Source organism: Brevibacterium sp. 'Marine', from assembly GCF_012844365.1.
GTDB lineage: Bacteria > Actinomycetota > Actinomycetes > Actinomycetales > Brevibacteriaceae > Brevibacterium.
Genome location: NZ_CP051626.1, coordinates 1858286 through 1880257, shown reverse-complemented (window position 1 = coordinate 1880257; position 21972 = coordinate 1858286). Strand labels below are relative to the sequence as shown.

General features: G+C 64.3%; 19 protein-coding genes and 2 tRNA genes. 7 read left to right on the top strand and 14 right to left on the bottom strand.

The genetic code is table 11. The features are described 5' to 3' along the window. Nucleotides 1–9: 9 nt before the first annotated feature. The 4 genes from HF684_RS08435 to HF684_RS08420 form a co-directional block, all read right to left on the bottom strand. Complete coding sequence (locus HF684_RS08435) at nt 10–570, bottom strand: ATP-dependent Clp protease proteolytic subunit (protein WP_169253834.1); 561 nt, start codon at nt 568–570, stop codon at nt 10–12. Nucleotides 571–810: 240 nt separating this feature from the next. Continuing rightward, nucleotides 811–2172: a trigger factor gene (gene tig / locus HF684_RS08430; RefSeq protein ID WP_169252136.1), complete on the bottom strand. Its 1362-nt coding sequence runs from the start codon at nt 2170–2172 to the stop codon at nt 811–813. A gap of 212 nt (nt 2173–2384) precedes the next feature. Then, nucleotides 2385–3791, bottom strand: a complete 1407-nt coding sequence (locus HF684_RS08425; protein WP_169252135.1) for a hypothetical protein — start codon at nt 3789–3791, stop codon at nt 2385–2387. Between the two features lie 63 nt (nt 3792–3854). After that, nucleotides 3855–3928, bottom strand: a tRNA-Gly gene (locus HF684_RS08420). A 177-nt stretch (nt 3929–4105) separates the two neighbouring features. Here HF684_RS08420 and HF684_RS08415 point away from each other — a divergent pair. Continuing rightward, nucleotides 4106–4179 (top strand) — tRNA-Pro (locus tag HF684_RS08415). Nucleotides 4180–4355: 176 nt separating this feature from the next. Here HF684_RS08415 and HF684_RS08410 read toward each other — a convergent pair. The 3 genes from HF684_RS08410 to HF684_RS08400 form a co-directional block, all read right to left on the bottom strand. Further along, nucleotides 4356–5468 carry an alcohol dehydrogenase catalytic domain-containing protein gene (locus HF684_RS08410; protein WP_169252134.1) on the bottom strand — a complete coding sequence of 371 codons (1113 nt, stop codon included), beginning with the start codon at nt 5466–5468 and terminating at the stop codon, nt 4356–4358. Between the two features lie 28 nt (nt 5469–5496). After that, the gene (locus HF684_RS08405) at nt 5497–5970 is read right to left on the bottom strand and encodes a ribose-5-phosphate isomerase (protein ID WP_169252133.1); all 474 of its coding nucleotides are present in this window, start codon (nt 5968–5970) and stop codon (nt 5497–5499) included. Between the two features lie 90 nt (nt 5971–6060). Next, nucleotides 6061–6666 carry a disulfide bond formation protein DsbA gene (locus HF684_RS08400; protein WP_169252132.1) on the bottom strand — a complete coding sequence of 202 codons (606 nt, stop codon included), beginning with the start codon at nt 6664–6666 and terminating at the stop codon, nt 6061–6063. 193 nt (nt 6667–6859) lie between these two features. Between HF684_RS08400 and pepN the strand changes: the two genes are divergently transcribed. The 3 genes from pepN to HF684_RS08385 are packed head-to-tail and all read left to right on the top strand — an operon-like array spanning nt 6860 to nt 11027. Continuing rightward, nucleotides 6860–9538 carry an aminopeptidase N gene (gene pepN / locus HF684_RS08395; protein WP_169252131.1) on the top strand — a complete coding sequence of 893 codons (2679 nt, stop codon included), beginning with the start codon at nt 6860–6862 and terminating at the stop codon, nt 9536–9538. Between the two features lie 12 nt (nt 9539–9550). Beyond that, nucleotides 9551–10642, top strand: coding sequence for a mechanosensitive ion channel family protein (locus HF684_RS08390; protein WP_169252130.1), 1092 nt, complete (start codon nt 9551–9553; stop codon nt 10640–10642). Then, on the top strand, nt 10626–11027 hold the full coding sequence (locus HF684_RS08385; protein WP_169252129.1) for a globin: 402 nt from the start codon (nt 10626–10628) through the stop codon (nt 11025–11027). Before HF684_RS08390 ends, HF684_RS08385 begins: the two co-directional genes overlap by 17 nt. Here the strand turns inward: HF684_RS08385 and HF684_RS08380 are convergent, their stop codons facing one another. After that, nucleotides 11028–11699 carry a hypothetical protein gene (locus HF684_RS08380; RefSeq protein ID WP_169252128.1) on the bottom strand — a complete coding sequence of 224 codons (672 nt, stop codon included), beginning with the start codon at nt 11697–11699 and terminating at the stop codon, nt 11028–11030. After that, nucleotides 11696–12247 carry an acyl-CoA thioesterase gene (locus HF684_RS08375; protein ID WP_248279176.1) on the bottom strand — a complete coding sequence of 184 codons (552 nt, stop codon included), beginning with the start codon at nt 12245–12247 and terminating at the stop codon, nt 11696–11698. The genes HF684_RS08380 and HF684_RS08375 overlap by 4 nt, the downstream gene beginning before the upstream one ends. A gap of 86 nt (nt 12248–12333) precedes the next feature. Between HF684_RS08375 and HF684_RS08370 the strand changes: the two genes are divergently transcribed. From HF684_RS08370 to HF684_RS08360, 3 genes are all read left to right on the top strand, one after another. Continuing rightward, nucleotides 12334–13242, top strand: a complete 909-nt coding sequence (locus HF684_RS08370) for an acyl-CoA thioesterase II (protein ID WP_169252127.1) — start codon at nt 12334–12336, stop codon at nt 13240–13242. Then, nucleotides 13239–13484 (top strand): hypothetical protein, encoded by a 246-nt coding sequence (locus HF684_RS08365; protein WP_169252126.1) that lies wholly within the window; start codon nt 13239–13241, stop codon nt 13482–13484. Before HF684_RS08370 ends, HF684_RS08365 begins: the two co-directional genes overlap by 4 nt. Nucleotides 13485–13905: 421 nt before the next feature. Beyond that, nucleotides 13906–15075, top strand: coding sequence for an IS30 family transposase (locus tag HF684_RS08360; protein ID WP_169253832.1), 1170 nt, complete (start codon nt 13906–13908; stop codon nt 15073–15075). 102 nt (nt 15076–15177) lie between these two features. Here the strand turns inward: HF684_RS08360 and ettA are convergent, their stop codons facing one another. The 5 genes from ettA to HF684_RS08335 form a co-directional block, all read right to left on the bottom strand. Further along, nucleotides 15178–16860, bottom strand: coding sequence for an energy-dependent translational throttle protein EttA (gene ettA / locus HF684_RS08355; protein ID WP_169252125.1), 1683 nt, complete (start codon nt 16858–16860; stop codon nt 15178–15180). A 108-nt stretch (nt 16861–16968) separates the two neighbouring features. Then, on the bottom strand, nt 16969–17685 hold the full coding sequence (locus HF684_RS08350; RefSeq protein WP_169252124.1) for a hypothetical protein: 717 nt from the start codon (nt 17683–17685) through the stop codon (nt 16969–16971). 101 nt (nt 17686–17786) lie between these two features. Beyond that, nucleotides 17787–18455 carry a single-stranded DNA-binding protein gene (locus tag HF684_RS08345; protein ID WP_169252123.1) on the bottom strand — a complete coding sequence of 223 codons (669 nt, stop codon included), beginning with the start codon at nt 18453–18455 and terminating at the stop codon, nt 17787–17789. 190 nt (nt 18456–18645) lie between these two features. Continuing rightward, on the bottom strand, nt 18646–20226 hold the full coding sequence (locus HF684_RS08340) for a GTPase (protein ID WP_169252122.1): 1581 nt from the start codon (nt 20224–20226) through the stop codon (nt 18646–18648). Then, nucleotides 20223–21920 (bottom strand): dynamin family protein, encoded by a 1698-nt coding sequence (locus HF684_RS08335; RefSeq protein ID WP_169252121.1) that lies wholly within the window; start codon nt 21918–21920, stop codon nt 20223–20225. The genes HF684_RS08340 and HF684_RS08335 overlap by 4 nt, the downstream gene beginning before the upstream one ends. Between the last annotated feature and the right edge of the window lie 52 nt (nt 21921–21972).

Genomic DNA, 21972 nt, shown 5'->3' with positions numbered 1-21972 from the left:
CACTCCTGCTCAGTTGTTCTCGACGTCGGACGCGCGGGTGACCATCTTGTCGATGAAGCCGTATTCGAGCGCTTCCTCAGCGGTGAACCAGTGGTCACGATCGTTGTCCTTGAGGATCTGCTCGAGCGACTTGCCGGTCTGCTGAGCGGTCAGTTCCGCCATCTGCTTCTTCATGTGCAGGATCAGTTCGGCCTGGATCTTGATGTCGGTGGCCGTTCCGCCGATGCCGCCCAGCGGCTGGTGCATGAGGATACGGGCATGCGGGGTGGCGTAGCGCTTTCCCGGCGTGCCCGAGGACAGCAGGAACTGTCCCATCGAGGCGGCCATGCCCATGGCCACGGTGGAGACATCGGGCTTGATGTACTGCATCGTGTCGTAGATGGCCATACCCGCGGTGACGGAACCGCCGGGCGAGTTGATGTAGAGCGAGATGTCCGCGTCAGGATCTTCGGCGGCAAGCAGCATCATCTGCGCACAGATGGCGTTGGCGTTGTCGTCACGCACCTCCGAACCGAGCCAGATGATGCGCTCCTTGAGAAGGCGATTGAAGATGTGGTCGTCCAGACCCATTCCCCCACCGGCGTCGAGGCCGACGGGAGCTGTCGTGTCGTATGCGCTCACGTTTCACTCCTGTGTTCTGTGGATGGCTTGATATGGACTCTAACCGCTCGCCCCCGGGTTTTAGTCCGCGGCGAGGCCAGTGTTCGCCCTCAGCGTGATCGGGACCTGGGCAGATGCAGAGACGGTGGGTACGGATCGCGATCCGTACCCACCGTCTCATCAGGATTCCATCGCCGAGGCGGCTGACCCTCAGTTCTCTTCGGCGGCCTCTGCAGGTGCTTCGGCGTCAGCTTCCGCGCTCTGCGCATCAGCGTCTGTGTCCTCGGCATCGTCTCCGGCGGAGGTGAAGGCCTCCATGTCGACGACGTTTCCAGCGGTGTCCTTGACCGTGGCACCGGCGAGGACGGCGGCCAGAGCCTTACGGCGCGAGACCTCGCCGACGAGGGCGTTGACCTGGCCGGAGCTGTCGAGCATCTGGGCGAACTCGTTCGGGTTCATTCCGTACTGCTGCGACGCGGAGATCAGGTACTCGATGAGTTCGGGCTGGCTGACCTCGACATTCTCGGCTTCGGAGACGGCGTCGAGGATGAACTGGGTGCGCAGGTTGCGCTCGGTCTCCTCGGTGACCTCCTTGCGGTGCTCGTCATCGTCCGAACGGTTCTCGGACTCGAGGTGACGCTCGACCTCGTCGGTGACGATCTTGGCCGGGACCGGGACTTCGAGGGTCTCGATGAGGTGTTCGAGGACCTTGTCGCGTGCCTGCACGCCCTGCTCGGTCTCCTTGGCCTTGCCGGCCTGGACGCGCAGGTCCTCGCGCAGTTCGGCGATCGTGTCGAACTCGCTGGCCAGCTGAGCGAAGTCGTCATCGGCCTCGGGCAGTTCGCGTTCCTTCACAGCGCTCAGGGTGATCTTCACGGTGCCCTGTTCGCCGGCGTGCTCGCCGCCTGCGAAGGTGGTCTCGAAGGTCGTGGTCTCTCCGGCAGAGAGTCCGTCGAGGGCCTCGTCCATGCCTTCGAGCATCGTTCCGGCACCGACCTGGTAGGAGATGTCGGAAGCGGTGTCGATCTCCTCGTCACCGATGGTGGCAACGAGGTCGAGGGTGACGAAGTCGTCCTTGGCCGCGGGGCGGTCCACGGCGACGAGGGTTCCGAAGCGGGTGCGCAGCTGCTCGAGCTCGGCATCCACATCGGCATCGGTGACGTCGATCGGGTCGACCTCGATGGTGATTGAGTCGTAGGCAGGCAGTTCGACTTCGGGACGCACGTCGACCTCGACGGTGAAGCCGAGTTCGCCGTCTTCGGTTCCGTCGAGACCGGGAACCTCGGAGATCTCGACCTCGGGCTGGCCCATCGGCTTGAGGTCATGCTCGTCGACCGCGTTGCGGTAGAACTCGTCAAGACCGTTGTTGATGGCTTCCTGGATCACGGCAGGACGACCGATGCGCTGATCGATGATGCGCGCGGGGACCTTGCCCTTGCGGAAACCGGGGACGGTGACCTGGCCACCGATGGTCTTGTATGCCTCGTCGACGCTCGGTTTGAGTTCGGCGTATGGGACTTCCACGCTGATCTTGACCCGGGTGGGGTCGAGTTGCTCGACGGAGCTCTTCACAGTGTGACCTTTCAGATTCGACAGTCATGCATTTTCGGTCATCTCCGACCTGATCATCCGGGTTCGTGACCGCTGGCGGCCATCTCACAGCCTGATCGGTCATCTCGTGACCTTAGAGGGAGCGAAAGTCCACGAATAGTTCGCGCACGTCCGCAAGACGCAATCACCTATGTTACGCGAAACCCCGCCCGTTACGCGAAACCGGGGTGATTTCACGGGGCCGCTCCACCTCGGTGCCCGTAGAGCTCGTCGAGGGTGATGATGACGTTGGCCGCCGTCCATGACAGCGGGGCCACGGAGACCGGGTTGCCGTCCGCGCTGATCTTCTCCGGCAGAGACCCTGCGCTGGTGCGGTGTTCCGTCAGCCAATCGAGGACCGATTCGGCCCGGTCACTGAGCCCGAGGCGCGCGAAGCCGAGGCCCATGAGGGACGTCGACGGCGTCCAGCTTGAGCGGTCGATGATCCACCCGTGACCGGGCTTGATCCCGCCGGCCGGCTGCTCGAGACGATCCCAGACCCCGGCGAGGAGCTCGGGGTCGAGTGCGTAGATCCCGTCCGCCGTGTCCGGCACGAGTCCGGCGGCGGGCAGGTAGGCGATGGCCGAATCGGATCCGCCCGAGGTGGGATACCGCTGCATCCCGTTGGCGCCGAAGGTCCGAGCGAAGGTGGCACGATAGTCCTCGACGGCGCGCCAGACATCAGCCTCTCCCCCGCCGAGGCGGCTCCACAGCCCCGGATCCGCCTTCGTCAGTGCGGTCAGTGAGTTCATCCCGACCAAAGTAGGTCCGGCCAAGCCGAGTGTGACCTGTGATTCTCCGACCTCCCAATAGTCGGGTCCGACCGGAGGCAGGCGGCGACCGCGGGCGGTGAGGTCGATCAGGCGCGAACTGGTCCGCCGCAGCAGGTCATCGAATCCCCCGAGACCGGAGCGGCCGGTCGTCACCGTGGAGACGGCATGCACCTCGGAGACCGCCCAGAGGACGAGGCCGAGAGAGTCGAACTGCGACTCACGATCATCCGGTGCCAGTCCGGACACCGGGTCGACGCGAGCGGCGAACGACCCATCGGGCGCCTGCACGGACTGAAGGTAGTGCAGATGGCTCCACGCCAGGTCCGAGAGCCCGACTCGCGCCAGAGCCACTGCACAGAAGGCGGTATCCCGCGGCCAGACATAGCGCCACGCACCCGCCCACCCGGCGACCGGGGCGGGCAGCTCGTCACTGAGCACCCACAGGTCGAGCAGAGCCGAGACCGCGAGTTCTCGGCGGTCGGCGGGCAGGGACCCCAGCCACGGTTCGCAGCCGTCGAGGAACTCCTGCTGCCTCCGCGCCGGGCCCGGACCGGCACGAGTCGGCATGACTCGCGACTGCGCGGGCAGGATCTGCGCGGATTCGGCGTTGAGAGCCTCCCGCAGACCCGAACGAGTGTAGGCGGCGGTGACCGAGCGGACGGGATCCGGTTGGGCCGCCTCGGCGAGGGCTGCGGTGATCGCCGAACCGAGACCGATCGCACCGATCCCGGCGACCGCTCCGGTGAGCATCGCTCGCCGGCTGGGCCGGGCTGTGGCACGCTCACCGCGCGGGAGCGTGCCGCGTGGCGTCCGAACGGCAGTGGTCATGAGGAGGATCCTACCCGCCCGGGCATGAGAAAACCGGCCTGACCATCTGGTCAGACCGGCTCGTGGAGGGGATGACGGGAATCGAACCCGCACCATCAGTTTGGAAGACTGAGGCTCTACCATTGAGCTACATCCCCGTGTTGCGAGTTCGACTATAGTCGAGAACTTCCTCGACCGCCAAATCGACATTCGGTGACCTGCGTCACCTGCCCGGTCACCCACCTGACGGAACTGTGAGGTGTGTCGCATTGACGGGTTTGCCTGATTCGCAAGGTGCGAGTCGCGACCCGCCTGTGGTTAGATAGGAGCCGTCGCGGGATGTGGCGCAGCTTGGTAGCGCATCTGTTTTGGGAACAGAGGGTCGCAGGTTCAAATCCTGTCATCCCGACAGACTCCAGCCGCCCGGACCAATCGGTCCGGGCGGCTTCTTCATGCCCTGTTTCGTCTGAGGGTCGTAGACCGAAGGTGCGCGTCAGCACTCGCGGGTTCAAAATTCATACGCCTTGACCAGAATCACCTCATATGAATTCTGAAGCCGCTCGTGCAGACCATTCGGCCGCTTGCCTAGGCTCCGAAGTCGATGACCTGTCGGACTACGGTTCCGTCGGAGAGCGCGTCGAAGGCCTCGTTGAGCTCGCTGAGCTCGATCGTATCGGAGATGAGTTCCTCGACGGGCAGCTTGCCCTCCCGCCACAGCTGGGCGTAGACGGGGATATCGCGACTCGGCACCGCCGACCCCAGATAGGAGCCGATCACGGTCCGGGCCTCAGCGGTCAGGGTCACCGGGGTGATGTGGGACTGCGCATCCGGGGCAGGCAGACCCACGGTCACGGTCGTCCCGCCGACTGCGGTGGCAGAGAACGCCGTCTCAAAGGCACGCGCATGTCCCACGCACTCGATGACGATCGGAGCCTTCCTCTCCCCCAGCTGTTCGGGGGTGAAGACCTCAACGGCACCGAGTTCCTTCGCCCGCACGAGCTTGTCAGGATTCGCGTCGACGCCGATGACTCCGGCGGTCTCAATGGACAGCGCCGTGATGAGTGCGGCCATACCGACCCCGCCGAGACCGACGATCATCACCTCGTCGTCCGGTCCCGGCCGTCCCGCGTTGAGCACCGCTCCCCCGCCGGTGAGCACGGCACAGCCGAGCACCGCGGCGATCGAGGCGGGAACATCCTCGTCGACGGGGACGACGGATGCTCGGTTGACCACCGCGTGAGTGGCGAACACGGAGGCACCGAGGTGGTGGAGCACCTCGGCGCCGGTGTCGTCGTGGAGTCGCACCTTGTGACCGTCGAACGGCAAGGTTCCGGCCCCGTTCGTCGCGCTGCCGGGGGTGCAGGGAAGTTTGCCGTCGGTGCGGCAGTTCGGGCAGTCCCCGCAGCGGGGCAGGAACACTGTGACGACCTGTTGGCCGATCTCGAGGTCATCGACGCCGTCGCCGAGCTTCTCGACGATTCCGGCTCCTTCGTGCCCGAGCAGCATCGGCAGCGGGCGGGGACGGTTGCCGTCGACGACGGACAGATCCGAGTGGCAGACCCCGGCGGCCGTCATCCGGATGCGAATCTCCCCGGGACCCGGCTCATCGAGTTCGAGCGTCTCAATCGTGATCGGCTGCGACTGAGCGAAGGGCCGAGGCCGTTTCATCTCCCGCAGCACAGCACCGTCGATCTTCACAGCCTCAGCCCTTTCCGTCCTCGGCAGGTCACAGAGCCTGCTGGCCCTGTTCCTCGTATTTCGCCATGATGTCGATGCGGCGTTCGTGACGCTCATCGCCGGAGAACGGCTCGGCAAGGAAGGCGTCGACGATCGCGATCGCTTCGGCTTCGGGATGCTGACGGGCACCGACGGCGACGATCTGCGCGTTGTTGTGCGCACGAGCCAGTTTGGAGATCTCCGGATTCCAGGCCAAAGCAGTGCGGGCGCCCTTGACGAGGTTCGCAGCCATCTGTTCGCCGTTTCCCGAGCCGCCGATCACGACGCCGAGGGCATCGACGCCGGCGGTCTGATCATCGACGACGGCCTGGGCCGCGGCGATGCAGAACGCTGGGTAGTCATCGAGGGCGTCGAATTCGTGAGCGCCGTGGTCGACGATGTCGTGCCCAGCCGCCTCGAGGTGAGCCTTGAGGATCTCTTTGAATTCGAATCCGGCGTGGTCGGTGCCGAGGTGAACCTTCATGTGTCTGCCTTTCGGTGGGATCTGTAGTTCGGTTGCGCCCGCTGCGCGAACGGGTTGCTGAGTCGAAGCCGCTGATTCGGCCCGACTGACTCAGTCGAAGATCGGGCCCTGGTCGCGCGTGCGCTTGAGCTCGAAGAAGCCCGGCGTCGAGGCGACCGCGAGGACTCCGTCGAAGAGCCGTCCGGCGTCCTCTCCCTTCGGAGCGGGGGTGACGACAGGACCGAAGAACGCGGTTCCGGCGACACGGCAGATCGGTGTGCCGACGTCGTCGCCGACCAAGCTCAGTGCCTCATCGTGGGAAGCCTGGAGCCGTGCGTCATAGTCCTCGGTCTCGCCGTACTTCATGAGATCCGCCGGCAGGTCGAGCTCGGCCAGCGCCTCGGAGACAGCCTTGTCGAAGTCCTTCTCCCCACCCGGGTGGATGCGATTGCCGATCGCGGTGTACAGCGGTTCGGCGATCTCGTCTCCGTGTTCGGCGATCGCGGCGGTGACGATGCGCATCGGGGCCAGTGCCCGGTTCATCAGTGCCCGGTAGTCGTCCGAGATGTCCTTGTCACGGTTGAGGAAGTTCAGGCTCATCGGGTGGAACTTCACCTCGACGTCGCGGACCTTCGCCACTTCGAGTCCCCACCGTGAGGTCATCCATGCCCACGGGCAGGCCGTGTCGAACCACAGATCGAGTGTTTCTCTGCTCACTGTCTCTCCTCTGTCATAGGCGTGCGGGCCCCATGCCGGGTACCCATCGTGTCGGTGTTCAATCTATCAAGAGCGGCCGAGAGCGGGGAGAGCGGTCGAATCCCGATCAGTGGTGCCGATATCGCACGAGGAGCGAATGTCCATGAAAGAATGACCGAGTACACCCGGTTCCCGAAGCAAAGGTCGCCTCACAGTGCCGCAACACAACCTCACCCGCGACGAAGCACGCGAACGCTCCGCCATCGTGGACGTTTCGAGCTACGAGCACACCCTGATCCTCACAGGAGTTGGTGAGAGCTTCCGCGTCCGCTCACGTATCCGCTTCACTGCAGCACCGGATTCGACGACGTTCATCGATGCCATCACCGCCAGTGTCGAGCGTGTCCGCCTCAACGGCACCGACCTCGACCTCGCCGAGGTGGTCGCACCGGCCCGTATCACCCTTCCCGGCCTCGCCGCTGAGAACGAACTCATCGTCGACGCCCACTTCACCTATATGAACACCGGAGAGGGCCTGCACCGGTTCGTCGACCCGATCGATGACGAGGTCTACCTCTACTCCCAGTTCGAGGTCCCCGACGCTCGCCGTGTCTTCCCCGTCTTCGAACAGCCCGATATCAAGTCTCCGTACTCCTTCACCGTCGTCGCACCGGAGAAGTGGACCGTCGTCTCGAACTCGCCCACTCCGACACCCAGCGACCCGAAGGAGACCTTCACCGAACTCGGAGAGGCCCAGCAGGACGGCATGGCGGTGTGGCAGTTCGCCCCCACCACACCGATCTCGTCATATATCACCGCGATCATCGCCGGCCCGTACGAGTCCGTGCATTCGCAGCTGACATCCTCCGACGGGTCGATTGTGCCGCTGGGCCTCTACTGCCGCGCATCCCTGCTCGAACACCTCGATGCGACGAAGCTGTTCCGGATCACGAAGGCCGGCTTCGAGTTCTTCGAACGCGAATTCGGCGTCTCCTACCCGTTTGAGAAGTACGATCAGCTCTTCGTGCCCGAGTTCAATGCCGGAGCCATGGAGAATGCCGGTGCCGTGACGATCCTCGAGAACTACGTGTTCCGCTCCCGCCCCACAGAAGCACTGGTCGAACGCCGCACGGTCACAATCCTCCACGAACTCGCTCATATGTGGTTCGGCGACCTGGTGACCATGCGCTGGTGGAACGATCTGTGGCTCAACGAATCCTTCGCCGAGTTCATGTCGACCCTGGCCACGGCCGAAGCCACCGAGTTCGCCGATGCGTGGACGACCTTCGCCACGATCGAGAAGTCCTGGGCCTACCGACAGGATCAGCTGCCGAGCACACACCCCATCGTCGCCCCGATCGAGGACCTCGCCGACGTCGAGGTCAACTTCGACGGGATCACCTATGCCAAGGGCGCATCGGTGCTCAAGCAGCTCGTGGCCTGGGTCGGTCCGGACGAATTCTTCGCCGGACTGAGGAGCTACTTCGACAAGCATGCGTGGTCGAACACCGAGCTCTCCGATCTCCTCACCGAGCTCGAGGCCACCTCGGGCCGGGATCTGGAGCGCTGGTCGAAGCTGTGGCTCGAAGAATCCGGGGTCAACCTCCTCGAGGCCGTGATCACCACCGCGGACGGTGAGCCGGCAGCAGAGGAATCGGGGGCGGACGAACAGACGATCGCGACCCTCCAGGTGACTCAGCGGCCCTGGTCGATTCCGGGACAGCCCACCCCGTCCCTGCGACCTCACCGGCTGGCCGTCGGCTTCTATTCGGACAACGGGCAGGGACGTCTCGAGCGCACCCATTCGTTCCCCCTCGACATCGATGGGGAATCCGCCGACGTGGACGAGGCCCGAGGCCTGCCCCGGCCGGATGTCATCGTCGTCAACGACGCGGACCTCAGCTATGCGAAGGTCCGCTTCGACTCCCGCAGCATGGATACGGCGGCTCGCAGGCTGGGCGACTTCGACGATTCGCTCACCCAGCTGCTCGTTCTGGCCACCCTGTGGGATGAGGTCCGTGACGGTGAACGTCCTGTTCAGGATTACATCGACACGGTGCTCACCCACCTTCGAGCCATCACCCATTCGTCCGGACTGCTCACGCAGATGCGACAGCTCGACACTGCGGTCGCCTCCTATCTGCCGCCACAGGAGCGGGAGACGATGCACGCCGAGGTGGCTGACCGTTTCATCGAGGTGCTCGAGACGAGCGAAGAGGGAACGGATCAGGCCTTTCAGCTCGTACGCGGGTTCATTCGCCATGCGACCACACCCGGTCAACTGGACCGTCTGAAGTCCTGGCTGCGGCCGGAGACGGAACGCGTCTGTGGGATCGCTCTGGACACCGACCTGACGTGGGAGATCATCATCGGGCTGTGCTCGAACGACGCAGTCGACGATTCCGCAGTCGAAGAGATGAGCCGGAAGGACCCCAGCGCCACCGGTGTGCGCCACGCCGCGACCGCACGGGCCAGTCGCCCCACCTCGTCGTCGAAATCGCGAACCTTCACCCGCATCGTCGACGATGCCGACCTGCCGAACTCCGAACTCGGGGCACTCGCACTCGGCTTCGGAACCGGCCTGCAGACGGCCTCCGGCGAGCTCATCGCCGCCGAGGCACCGCTGAGGACCTTCACCGAGGAGTACTTCGCCCGGGTGGCCGGCTGGTGGGAGACGCGCACGCTGGAGATGGCGCAGACGATGACTCTGCGGCTGTACCCGCCGGTGAGTTCTGCCACAGTCGACGCCACCTCCCTGTGGCTCGACGATCATCCTTCCGCGCCGAAGGGCCTGGTGCGGCTGATGCGGGAGAACCTCGCCGACGCCCAGCGCGCACTGGAAGTTCAGCGTGTGTCCAGCACTTCCAAGCGATCATTGAACCTTCACAGCTAGTCTCGAAAAATCATGACAACCGATGCAATAGATTCCACTGTTCAGAATGCAAGTGACTTCGACTGGGGAACCTTCCTCCTCGGCGCGCCGCTGAAGATCACCGTCATCATCATCGGCGCCATCGTCGTCAACCTCATCATCCGACTCTTCATCCGCCGGTTCACCACCGCGGTGGCCAAGGGCACCGTCGGCAGCGAGAAGGCCGAAAGCGCCGGCCGGACGAAATTCTCGGCCACAGCGCTCGAGGCGCAACGGACCGGGATCGACGAGCAGACGATCAAGCAGCGCCGAGCTCAGCGGGCGAAGACCGTGGGTCGGATGCTCTCATCGGTGACGACGATCCTCGTCAGTGTCATCGCGATCCTCATGATCCTCGATGCGCTGAGCTTCAACATCGCCCCGATCCTCGCATCCGCCGGCATCGCCGGTGTGGCCATCGCCTTCGGTGCTCAGGAGCTCGTCCGCGACTACCTGTCCGGATTCTTCATCGTCATCGAAGACCAGTACGGAATCGGTGACACCGTGGACCTCGGCGAAGCCGTCGGCGAAGTCGAGGACGTCGGCCTGCGTCGCACTCAGATCCGTGACCTCACCGGCACCCTGTGGCATGTGCGCAACGGTGAGATCCTGCGTGTGGGCAATCTGTCCCAGGGGTGGGCTCGCGCCGTCCTCGACATCCCCATCGACTACCGGACCTCGATGGATGAGTACCGTACGATGACCGCTGACATCACCCGCTCTCTGCGGAAGGATCCCGAGCTGTCCAATGCGATGCTCGAGGATCCGGAGATCGCCGGAGTCCAGTCGCTGTCGGGCTCCCACCGAGTCATCCGCACCATGGTCAAGACCAAACCGAACCTGCAGTGGATGGTCGAGCGTGCCTTCCGCGCCGAGCTGATGACCCAGCTGGCCAAGCGCGGCGGACAGATCGGTATGGTGCAGGAGACGGTTCTGCGCACTCTGCCCTCCGAGGAGAAGACGATGGGTCCCGCGGTCGCCACCGACTCCGAGAATCCTTCGCCGCTGCCGGGTGACCAGGAGATCCGCAGCACCGTCCAGGAAGACTCCCCCAGTGAAGGATCGAGTGATGTCGCAGACAACTGACGGTTCCATCTTCGAAGCCGTCGGCGGGCATGACACGTTCACCCGCCTCGTCGACGTGTTCTACCAGCACGTCGACGCGGATGCCGAGCTCATTGCGATGTATCCGGACGGCCATGAGCTGGAGGGAGCCAAGCATCGTCTGCAGATGTTCCTCGAACAGTATTTCGGCGGTCCGTCGACCTATCAGGAGCAACGAGGTCACCCGAGACTGCGGATGCGGCATTTCGACTATCCGATCGATTTCGATGCCCGGGACCGCTGGCTGCGCTGCATGCGCGCAGCCCTCGACGATGTGAGCCTGCCGCCGCTGTACGACGAGATGTTCTGGGACTACTTCCAGCGGGCGGCGACCGCGATGGTCAACACGAATCCGAACATCCGCTGATCACCGGCTCCGAGCGCGTGTGAGCAGATGACCGCCCGGGGCGACGAGGCGCAGCCAGCCTCCGGACTCCATGATGCGCAGCTGCCGATCGTCATCGCGACCAGCGGGCGGGATGAAGCGCAGAGCAGCGGCGGCGAAGGCCAATCCACCGGGCATCGCGGTGGACTGCTCACCGAGCATCTCGCGTGACCACACTCGAGAGCGCAGGGCCTTGACCGCGTGCCCTCCGGATCCCTCGGGCGCACCGGTGCTGATCTCTGCGATCCCTGCCTCCGCCGTCTCGTGGAGCCGTCCGACCGTGGTCGTGTCGTATTCGCCCCAGCCTCCGCGCGGAGGTGCGATCCCCGTCCACGACACGAGGACGGAGTTCGGCGGCACCGGCAGAGTGGTTCCGTTCTCGTCGCGTGCAAAGCGATCGAGGAGATTCGACAGCGGCACCGCCTCGTCGAAGCCGTCCTGTTCGTGGTCGTCCAGGCGCAGCATCCGCATGGCCAGCACCAGCGGCGTCGAGTCGCCGAGCCCATGTGGGTAGAGCGGGGCCACCGTGGCGGCAAGGACGTCGGAGACGACCTGCAGGCGCATCGCGCCGTCGGCATCCGCCCGGTGCGCCAGCGAAGCGAACGCGGAGAGATCTCGCATCGCCAGCGGGTCGTTGATGTGCAGATCAGTCATCGGCCTGCCCTCCGCAGCGGCGCGGGCGTGCCGAGCACCGACTCCATGGCCGCGGTCTCGACATCGCTGAGTCGTCGGGGCCGGCCGCTGCTGATATCGATGAAGACGATGACGGTTTCCGCGACCGTGTAGGTGCGCGAACCGTCCGGTTCGCAGATGACATAGCCCACCGTCACCGAGGCGGGTCGCACATCGCTGATGACGAGATCGACGGCGATGGGTCCGGTGCGATAGGGAATCGGAGCGCGGTATTCGATCGCATGGGACGCGACGAGCAGTTCGGTCGTGGCCGAGGCGGCGGCGAAGATCGTCGGGATCTCGACTCCGCTGACCGTCGCGGACACCCCGTGCTGCCCCGGCGTGGTCGGCGCGTCGGAGCTGTGGGTGGGAGAGCCGAGGGCCCGGACTCTCGCCTCCTCCAATAATTTGAGCTGAGTGACGTTGTTCACGTGGCCGTAGGCATCCATATCACCCCATCTCAGTTCCAGCAGAACGCGGGTGAATTCGTCGAGAAGGGGGTTGGTGGCGCCGGAATGCATGCAACCCATCATGCCACCTTCATCACGCCGATGCCGCACGCGATAGGATCGTGACTCGTACGCACGATTGGCCCAGTCATCCGAGGGAGAAGCCCATGACCGACGAAGCATCCACCGAAGCGGAGGCGAACGTAGCGACCTTGCACGAGATCCTCGCCTTGCGCAGGCTCGAGTTCACCGCGGCCTCCAGCGAAACGGATTTCTTCATCGGTCACAGCCAATACAAACCAGACGGTCGGGTCTTCGGCGGGCAGGTGCTCGCACAGTGTGTCGTGGCGGCCGCTGCCACGCTTCCCAGCGACCGCCTGATCCATTCGCTCCACGGATATTTCCTGCGCGCCGGCGATGTCAGCGAACCCATCGAGTTCGGAGTCGAGCGGCTGCGCGACGGCCGTTCGTTCTCGGCCCGCCGAGTCCACGCGTATCAGAAGGGTGCGCCGATCCTGTCGCTGAGCGCGTCTTTCCAGGACGAGCAGCCCGGCCTCAGCCATGCCGAGCAGATGCCGACCGATCTGCCGGCTCCCGAGGACTGCTTGGAACTGCTCGACTACCTCGGCGACGAGGATTCTCCGCTCGTCAGCGATTGGCTGAAGAAGCGTCCTTTCGAAGTCCGTCCGATCGAGCCGTCCCTGCACACGTCGGGCGTGTCCGATCCCTCCATCACCGAACAGCATTCCTGGTTCCGGGCCGGCGCGAATTTCGGAGACGATCCCGTGCTCAATGCCGCCGCTCTGGCCTATGCCAGTGACTTCAATCTGCTCGAGCCGGTGCTGCGTCACCACGAACTGACCTGGCGGACCCCGGGTCTGCGCGTGGCCAGTCTCGACCATGCCATGTGGTGGCACCACCGAGTGCGCGTCGACGAATGGATGCTCTATGTGCAGGAGTCTCCTGCTGCGCAGGGCGGACGCGGGCTCGGCTACGGGCGCATCTTCGCTCAGGACGGAACCCTGCTGGCCACCGTGGCACAGGAGGGCATGGTCCGGGTCAAGGACGTTCCGTGACGCGTCAGGAGCCGACGATGATGGATATCATCGGCACCATCCTCAGCCGACTGGTCAACGTGGCGCTGTTTCTCGTCATCGGGCTGCTCAGCCTCGTGGCGTTCATGGGACGCACGGATCTGCATGTGGCGATCTGCGGGCTGCTCGCCGTTCTGTGCGGAGTCATCGGCACGATCCTCCTGCGTCTCCTGTTCAGAGGGATCGCGCGCCTCGGCGGACTCACCAGCCGCTCGCAGGACTGACTCACAGCCCGGCTCACCCACACGGCCTCATCGAACCCGGACGCACAGACGGGTCGGCCTGGTTCGGGACTCAGGTTCCGCGGACAGACCCAGAGTTTGTGGACAGCCCCAGTGTACGCAGAGAATCGAATCAGCACAGGCACAGTGATGCCCCGGTCGGATCGGCGGGTTCTAGCGATCCCCGCAACACCTTGAACTTCAAGGAGTTGCGGGGATCGTGTCGTTCAATGAGTTGAAAGAGAAGTTTCTCGAGACGCTGAGGCGTTCGGACATCGGGATCTCAGCCGCCGCTCGCGAGGTCGGTGTCAACCGGAACACCGCGTACGGGTGGGCACGGCGGGTCGGGATCCGTGGACGTGGGGTCAGGGGAAACGGTCCTCACCCTCGTAAGTCTGAGTACATGCAATTACGCGCCGATGGCATGTCGCAATCAGAAGCAGCGGCCAGAGTTGGCGTCAACGTGCGCTCAGCGCGGGACTGGGACCAGGGTGTCCGGCATGTGAGTAACTCGCGTATCTATCCCGATGGCACCGTAATCGATTACAACACCGGTATGACTATGCAGGTAGAAGTTCCCGCCCTGCCGGCGGTGGAGGCCGTGCTCCATCCCCGGTATCTCTCGCTCGAGGAGCGGGAGACGATCGCTGACCTGTATCGCAGTGGCATGAGTCTGCGCGCGATCGGTCGCGTGCTGGGAAGACCTGCCTCGACGATCAAGCGTGAGCTCGATGCTCGTTCTGAGGAAGGCCGCTATCAGCCCTACGTCGCCCATCGTGCCTGGGCAGCGTCGAGGTCCAGGCCGAAGTCCTCGAAGCTCGTCACCCACGTGTCGTTGCGGGAGTACGTGCAGGAGAAGCTGTCGGTACGGTGGTCGCCGGAGCAGATCAGCCACACTCTAAGGAAGGAATTTCCCGACGACGAGAGTATGAGAGTGAGCCCGGAGACGATCTATCAGGCGTTGTACATCCAGGCCCGCGGTGGGCTCAAGCGCGAGGTCGCGGAGGCACTGCGGACCGGGAGGACACGCCGGAAGCCGCGCAAGCATCCCGGCCAGCGCACGCCCAGATTCATCGACGAGATGGTGATGATTTCGGAGCGGCCGCCCGAGATCGAGGACCGCGCGGTGCCTGGCCATTGGGAAGGCGATCTGATCGTCGGGCCAGGCAGTGCTTCGGCGATCGTGACGCTGGTGGAGCGAACGACTCGATACGTGCTCCTGGGGCATCTACCCGGCGGGCACACCGCCGGGGAAGTCCGTGACGTGCTCACCGGGTTGATCGGTACGCTGCCAGAGCATCTGCGGGGGTCACTGACCTGGGACCAGGGCACCGAGATGGCAGCGCATAAGCAGTTCAGCATCGCGACTGGGGTTCCGGTCTATTTCTGTGATCCGCACTCACCCTGGCAGCGGGGCAGCAACGAGAACACAAACGGGCTTCTGCGCCAGTACTTCCCGAAGAGCACGGACCTGCGGCCGTACGGGCCTGAAGACCTTGAGCACGTCGCTCAAGAGCTCAATGGTCGTCCACGCAAGACGCTCGACTGGGATACCCCAGCCGAGCGTCTTCGTGATTTACTGATGATGTCTTAACCATCAGGTGTTGCGAGGACCCCTAGAAACTGCCATCGACCGGGGCATCACTGTGCCTGCGAAGGACGAGTCGGAACCCAAGCGGCTCAGACCGGACTGAGATCAGTCTCGGGTGAGACGGCGGTGGGTGACTCGATGCGGACGGGCCGCGTCTTCGCCGAGACGTTCGACCTTGTTCTTCTCGTAGGCTTCGAAGTTGCCTTCGAACCAATACCAGTTCGCCGGGCTCTCCTCAGTGCCTTCCCACGCGAGGATGTGGGTGGCGACGCGGTCGAGGAACCAGCGATCGTGCGAGACGACCACGGCACAGCCGGGGAACTCGAGGAGTGCGTTCTCCAGAGAGCCGAGGGTTTCGACGTCGAGATCGTTCGTCGGCTCATCGAGCAGGAGCAGGTTTCCGCCCTGTTTGAGTGTGAGCGCGAGGTTGAGGCGGTTGCGCTCACCGCCCGAGAGGACTCCCGCCTTCTTCTGCTGGTCCGGGCCTTTGAATCCGAACGCGGAGACATAGGCGCGGGAGGGCATCTCCACCTTGCCGACCTGGATGAAGTCGAGTCCGTCGGAGACGACTTCCCACAGGTTCTTGTCCGGATCGATTCCGCCGCGGGACTGATCGACGTAGGAGATCTTCACAGTCTCTCCGACCTTGAGGTTTCCTCCGTCGAGCTCTTCCATACCGACGATCGTCTTGAATAGCGTCGACTTGCCGACGCCGTTGGGGCCGATGACACCGACGATGCCGTTGCGCGGCAGTGAGAAGCTGAGCCCGTCGATGAGTGTGCGCCCGTCAAAGCCCTTTTCGATCTTGTCCGCTTCGATGACGACATCACCGAGGCGGGGGCCGGCTGGAATCTGGATCTCTTCGAAATCGAGCTTCTGCGTCTTCTCCGCTTCGGCTGCCATCTCTTCGTAGCGCGCCAGACGGGCCTTCGACTTCGTCTGCTTCGCCTTCGGGTTCGAACGGACCCATTCGAGTTCGTCCTTGAGTCGCTTGGCGAGTTTCGCGTCCTTCTTGCCCTGGACCTGGAGGCGCTCCTGCTTCTTCTCGAGGTACGTCGAGTAGTTGCCCTCATATGGGTAGAGGTGTCCGCGGTCGACTTCGGCGATCCATTCGGCCACGTGGTCGAGGAAGTACCTATCGTGCGTGATCGCGATGACAGCGCCCGGGTAGGTCTTCAGGTGCTGCTCGAGCCAGAGCACCGATTCCGCGTCGAGGTGGTTGGTCGGCTCGTCGAGGAGCAGCAGGTCGGGCTTCTCGAGAAGCAGCTTGCACAGCGCCACCCGGCGGCGTTCGCCACCGGAGAGAACAGAGACGTCCGCGTCCGGCGGTGGGCACCGCAGAGCGTCCATCGCCTGTTCGAGCTGGGAGTCGAGATCCCAAGCATCTGCGGCGTCGATGGCCTCCTGCAGTTTGCCCATCTCTTCCATGAGGGCGTCGAAGTCCGCATCGGGGTTGGACATCTCCTCGGAGATCGCGTTGAAGCGGTCGACTTTCGCCTTGATCTCGCCGACGCCTTCTTCGACGTTGCCGAGGACGGTCTTCTCCTCGTTCAGCGGCGGTTCCTGCATGAGGATGCCCACCGAATACCCGGGGCTGAGTCGAGCTTCACCGTTGGAGGGCTGCTCGATTCCCGCCATGATCTTGAGAATCGTTGATTTGCCGGCGCCGTTGGGGCCGACCATACCGATCTTCGCTCCGGGATAGAACGACATCGATACATCGTCGAGGATGACTTTGTCACCGTGCGCTTTGCGCGCCTTGTGCATGGTGTAGATGAATTCGGCCATAGTGCACTCAGGCTATCGGTTCGGCGCACCCCAGCGCTACTTGGCGCTCGGCAGACCCCGGGGTTGTTCACCAGCCGCCGAGGCGGTGCATCGACCGTGTGGGACTGTTCAGCCGCCGCCGAGTGAGGGGGCTTCGCCGGAGGAGTCGCCCTCGTTCGAGGTCTCCCCGGATCCGCCTTCCCCGGATGTCCCGTCGGTGCCTTGGGAACTGTCCGAACCCTCGGCCCCTTCGGAGCCCGCAGTCCCTTCCGCTCCCCCGGTGCTCGCCGACTCAGAGTCGTCACCGCTCGGCGTTGGACTCTCGGTCTCACCATCTTCGCCGTTGATATCCTCGCCGGGCAGGTGGCCGGCACCGTTGGAGTCACCGTCTTCGTCGCGCTTCTCACCCTTCGGCGCTTTGACTCCCTTCGGCCGTTCGACCTCGCCGAACAGGCAGGAGCCGGTCGATTCGGTCGGCTGGACGAGGTCGGCGGTGGCTTTGCCCTTGCGTATCTCGCCGACGACACAGCCTTTGTCGGTCTTGACGCCGAACATCTTCGAAGGAACCTCATTGCCCAGGGGAGATTCGTCGATCGTCGCCTCGAGCTGCTCGGGGTCATATCCGGCGTCGAGCATCGTGGTGAAGAACTTCTTCGTCGACGGCACCGCTTCCTTGTCGCCCGTCAGCGGCTTGAGTGCCTTGAGCACCTTGTCGACTTCGGCAACGGGCTTCGCCTGGGTCTGTTTCGGCTGCGGCTGCGAGTCATCGGCGCCGAAGCCGAGAAGTGAACAGCCTGACAGTGCCAGAGTCAGTGCTGCGGCACCCAGCACAGGAACGAGACGCATCTGAATCCTCGGCGAGAGGGGACGATTGACAATCTCACTGTAGCGGATCGCGCGTACCGAGCGCGGCAGCAAGTCGACCTCGGACCGTCGAGTCCATGTGGTCAGAACGGCGCTGCGGCGTTCGCAGTCTCACGTGCGATCGGATCGTCTTCGTCTCCCGTCTTGCTGTCTGCCCCCACAGCTTCCGGGGAATCGATGGTGACGTCGCGTTCGGTCCCGCCATCGGCTTCGGTCCCGCGATCGTCCTCCCCGCCTGTCCCGGTCGCCCTGACCGGCCCCCGCGGGGCGAGGCTCTCGCTGTCTCCGGTGCCGGTGTCCGGCGGGGAGGGTTCCAAGACGTCCCAGACCGCACCGGGCGAGCCGGCCGACGCGGTGGTCGTCTGTGTGGCAGGCGGCTGAGAGCGATCGGTTGCCTTCGCCCGCTTGTAGTGAGCAGTTCCGTATCTCAGATCGGGGCCGATGTGCTCGGCAACCACAGTCGGCGAGATTCCGCTGCGCTCCTCGGTGGCCCATTCCCGGTTCCTCAGACTGCCCGTCACGATCACCGCAGCCCCGGTGGTCAGCGACATCGCGGAATTGCTGGCCAGCTCGCCGTAGCAGTCGACGCCGAACCACGAGGTTCCGTCGTCGATGAATTCGCCTGTGCTCTTATCGACTCTCCAATGATTGACGGCCAGCCTGAAGGAGGCGCAGGCACGTCCGGAGGGAAGTGTGCGTGCGGTCGGTTCTGTGGCGATGGTGCCGGTGACGGTGATCGGGATTGCGGACATCGGTGTCTCCAAATCGGTGTGATGAAACCATGCGGTCTGCGGTGTCCGCATGGATCTCCAGTCAGCCCGATCCTCCGGTCCGCTGTCCAGGGTCAGAAAATGCCCTGTGGACAGTGGTTCTGTGTCCACAGGGCATCAGGGTCGAAGTCGCACACGTTGTGAGTTCGAGTCGAAGGTGCGTGTCTGCGACTCAGTCGAGCATCTCGTAGGCCCGTCGATGCTCTCCGATGACGGTCTTCACCGGATTGAGATACGAGCTCTCAGCGACGCCACCGACCGCGTCTCGCAGCCTGCCGTCGACTTCGGCGGCGGCCTCTTCGGCACCTCTGGCCCGCGCGGACTTCGCCATCAGCGAAGTCACGAAGGAGCCGATGCAGCCGATCACGAACAGACCGCAGCTGACGATCCAGCACCATGCCGGCAGGGCACCCGACCCGATCGCGGCGACGAGTGCGGAGACGATGATGCCGAGGAGACCGATGAGCGAGGCGACGAAGAAGATGATCTGCAGGGTATGTGCCAGCGACCACCAACCGGGACTCTGCCGGGTGATCTCCACAGCTGTCACGGCCGAGTCGAGGTTCTGAGACAGTTCGTCCGTGCTCTTCTTCTCCGCCGCCGCGGCCTCGTTCTGCCAGGCCTGCGGCATGGTCGACACGGATTCTGCGATGAGTTCGTGAGCCATGAGACGGACATGGGAGCTCTGGGCCCTCGTCGTCGCCGGCACCGAGGCGCGGACGAGCTCGTCCCGGTCCTGACCGTGCTTGGCACCCAAAGGGTCGGGCGCGTTGCGCTGTGCCCATGCGAGGACAGGGTAGCCGGTCTTCCGATAGGCACGGCGGATGTAATCGTCGTGCACCGTCTGCGCCACAGCTTCGACACCGGCGGCTTCCGACATCGTCTCGACCAGTCGGGACGCGCCTGCCAATTCGTCCGGGGAGGAGACCGGTTCTCCGAGTTCCTTCCGGATCCGTTTGGCCATCGCCTGCATATCGGCCAGCAGCCTCTCGGCCGCGGCATCGTTGGAGTCGACGGTATCGGCGAGGATGCTGCGGATCTCCGGGATGCCTTCTCGGGACACTGCCGAGGAGATGCGCACGTTCGTCTCGCTCAGCCCATCTTCGTTGAGCAGCTGGCGCAGATGATCGGTTGCGGCTTTCTGCTCCTCCGGACTGAGTTTGTCGATCTGGTTGAGGACGACGACCATGTTCGCACTGTTTTCGGCGAGTTTGGTCAGGTACTCCGAATGCAGTGAGAAGTCGGCGTACTTCTGTGGGTCGACGACCCAGAACACGACGTCGACGAGTCCCACCAGGCGATCCGACTCGACACGGTGCTCGACAGCCGTGGAGTCGTGGTCCGGCAGGTCGAGCAGGATCAGTCCGTGCAGGCGTCTCTGATCGTCGCCATCGAGTGCCGATTCGCGCCAGGTGCGGCTGCGTTCGGGCACGTGCAGCCAGTCGAGGACATCGTTGCCGCCTTCGCCCCAGACGCATGCGGTCGGGCGTGAGGTCGTGGGTCGACGCACGCCGACACGGGCGATCTCGAGACCGGCCACCGCGTTGAACAGCGAGGACTTGCCGGAGCCTGTCGACCCGGCGAACGCCACGACCGTGAAGTCCTCGCCCAGACCCAGCCGGTCCTCGGCCCGGTCGAGCAGATTCTGGGCATCGGTGCGAACGTCCCCGGCCAGCTTGTCTTCACTCAGTGACAGCGCATGTCGGATTCCATCGGCGAGGCGCCGGATCTCGGTCTGTGCAGAACTGTTCACAATGCCACCTCAAGTCGTTCACCGGAGGCGCGCAGGGCGCCCGCTTGCCGCGCCGGTACCGCGGATAGTCTCAGTGCGTTGTCGAAGGGAGTCCGACAGCCCGTGACGATCCCGACAGCGGCATCGAGGAAGCGCTGACGGATCGATGCGATGAGTCCGGCGGCCTCGTCCGCTCCGAAGATCGTCTCTGCGAGATTGAATGCGACTCCGGCTCCCTGCCGAGTGGTCTGCCCGGCACCGTCGGTGCGCTGCGGATCCCAGAAGGCCGCGTATTCGACGACAGCGCACACGCCTGCAACGCCGAAGGAGAGGATTCGAGCCTTGGACTTCTTACCCTGACCGATATCGCGCACAAGCGCATTGACCTCGTCGGACCACGTGCTCACTGCCGACTTCACCGCATCTTCGAGTCCGGCACCGACCGTGCGCAGTTCAGGCTGGTCTTCGATGAGGGCCGCGCCCGCAGCCGTATTGCGCCACTCGGCATTGACCTGATCGACCGCGTCGATGGCCTGTTCCCGCAGGGAGACCGCCGCACTGCGCAGAATCGCCACGTGCAGAGGTGTGGCCGCGTCATGTTTGCCGGTCACCGCAGCGGAGATGCGATCGCGCATCCGAGCCATCGTCGGCTCCAGACCGCGGAACAGCTGTCCGGTGCCCACGAAGTCCTGCCAGCGGGCATTGACTTCTCCGTGCAGGACGCGTCCGTCGGAGAAGACGTCGACGAGTCCCGATTGCGCGGCTCGGAAGCTCTTCTCCAATGAACCGGCCAGAGCGTTGTGGGCCGATTCCTGATTCTCAGCGAAATCGGCGAGTTCGCGAACTCGTGCGGGCAGGGCAGAGATCGCGCCTGTGAGCGTGCGATTGCGGATGCGCTCGAGGGAGGTGCCCTCCGTTCCGACCTGAGAGATCCACGAGCGAATCGGATAGATCGCCGCATGAGGGAGCAGCCCCTCTTCGAGTTCGAGCTCGGCGACGGAGAAGATCGGTGAGTTCGCCAGTCCCGCATCAGAGAGCAGACTGGACAGATGATGCCTGACTTCGCGGTTGGCTTCGGGCGGAACCCGATCGAGGACGATGGCGACCGAGGTGCTTCGCGCCGCGGCTGTCTTCAGCAGAGCCCACGGGGCGGCATCGGCGTACCGGTTCGCCGTCGTCACGAACAGCCACAGATCTGCGCTGAGCAGCACCCTGCGCGAGAGTGCACGGTTCGTCTCCGAAACGGAGTCGATATCGGGGCAGTCGAGGACGGCTGTGCCCGCTTCGATGTTCTCATCGGCGATGAGGACGACTCCGGGCACGCTCGACTGCGGATCGGAGCTGCGCGGCAGATCAGGCAGATAGTGCTCCGATTCGAAGAACTTGGCGTCGGCGGGATTGAAGATGACGACCGGGTTTCCCGTCGTCGGTCGACGCACTCCGGCGGGGCTGACGTTGCGGCCCACGAGGGAATTGACCAGAGTCGATTTGCCTGCGCCGGTCGAACCGCCCACTGCGATGAGGAACGGAGTCCGTGAACGGTTGATCCGCGGCAGCACGTAGTCGTTGAGTTCGGCGCTCAGTGTCGAGTGTGCTGTGCGAGCGTCGGCGAAGTCTTCGCTGCGCAGGGTGAAGCGCGTCTCCGACACTCGCTTGACGATATCGTTCAACGCTTGGCCGACCGGCGGCGTCACGGCGCTCTTGCTCTCAGTCATCACGCCTCCACTCTCTATGTTTTCCCAGCTCCGCACCAACTGCCACGCCGTA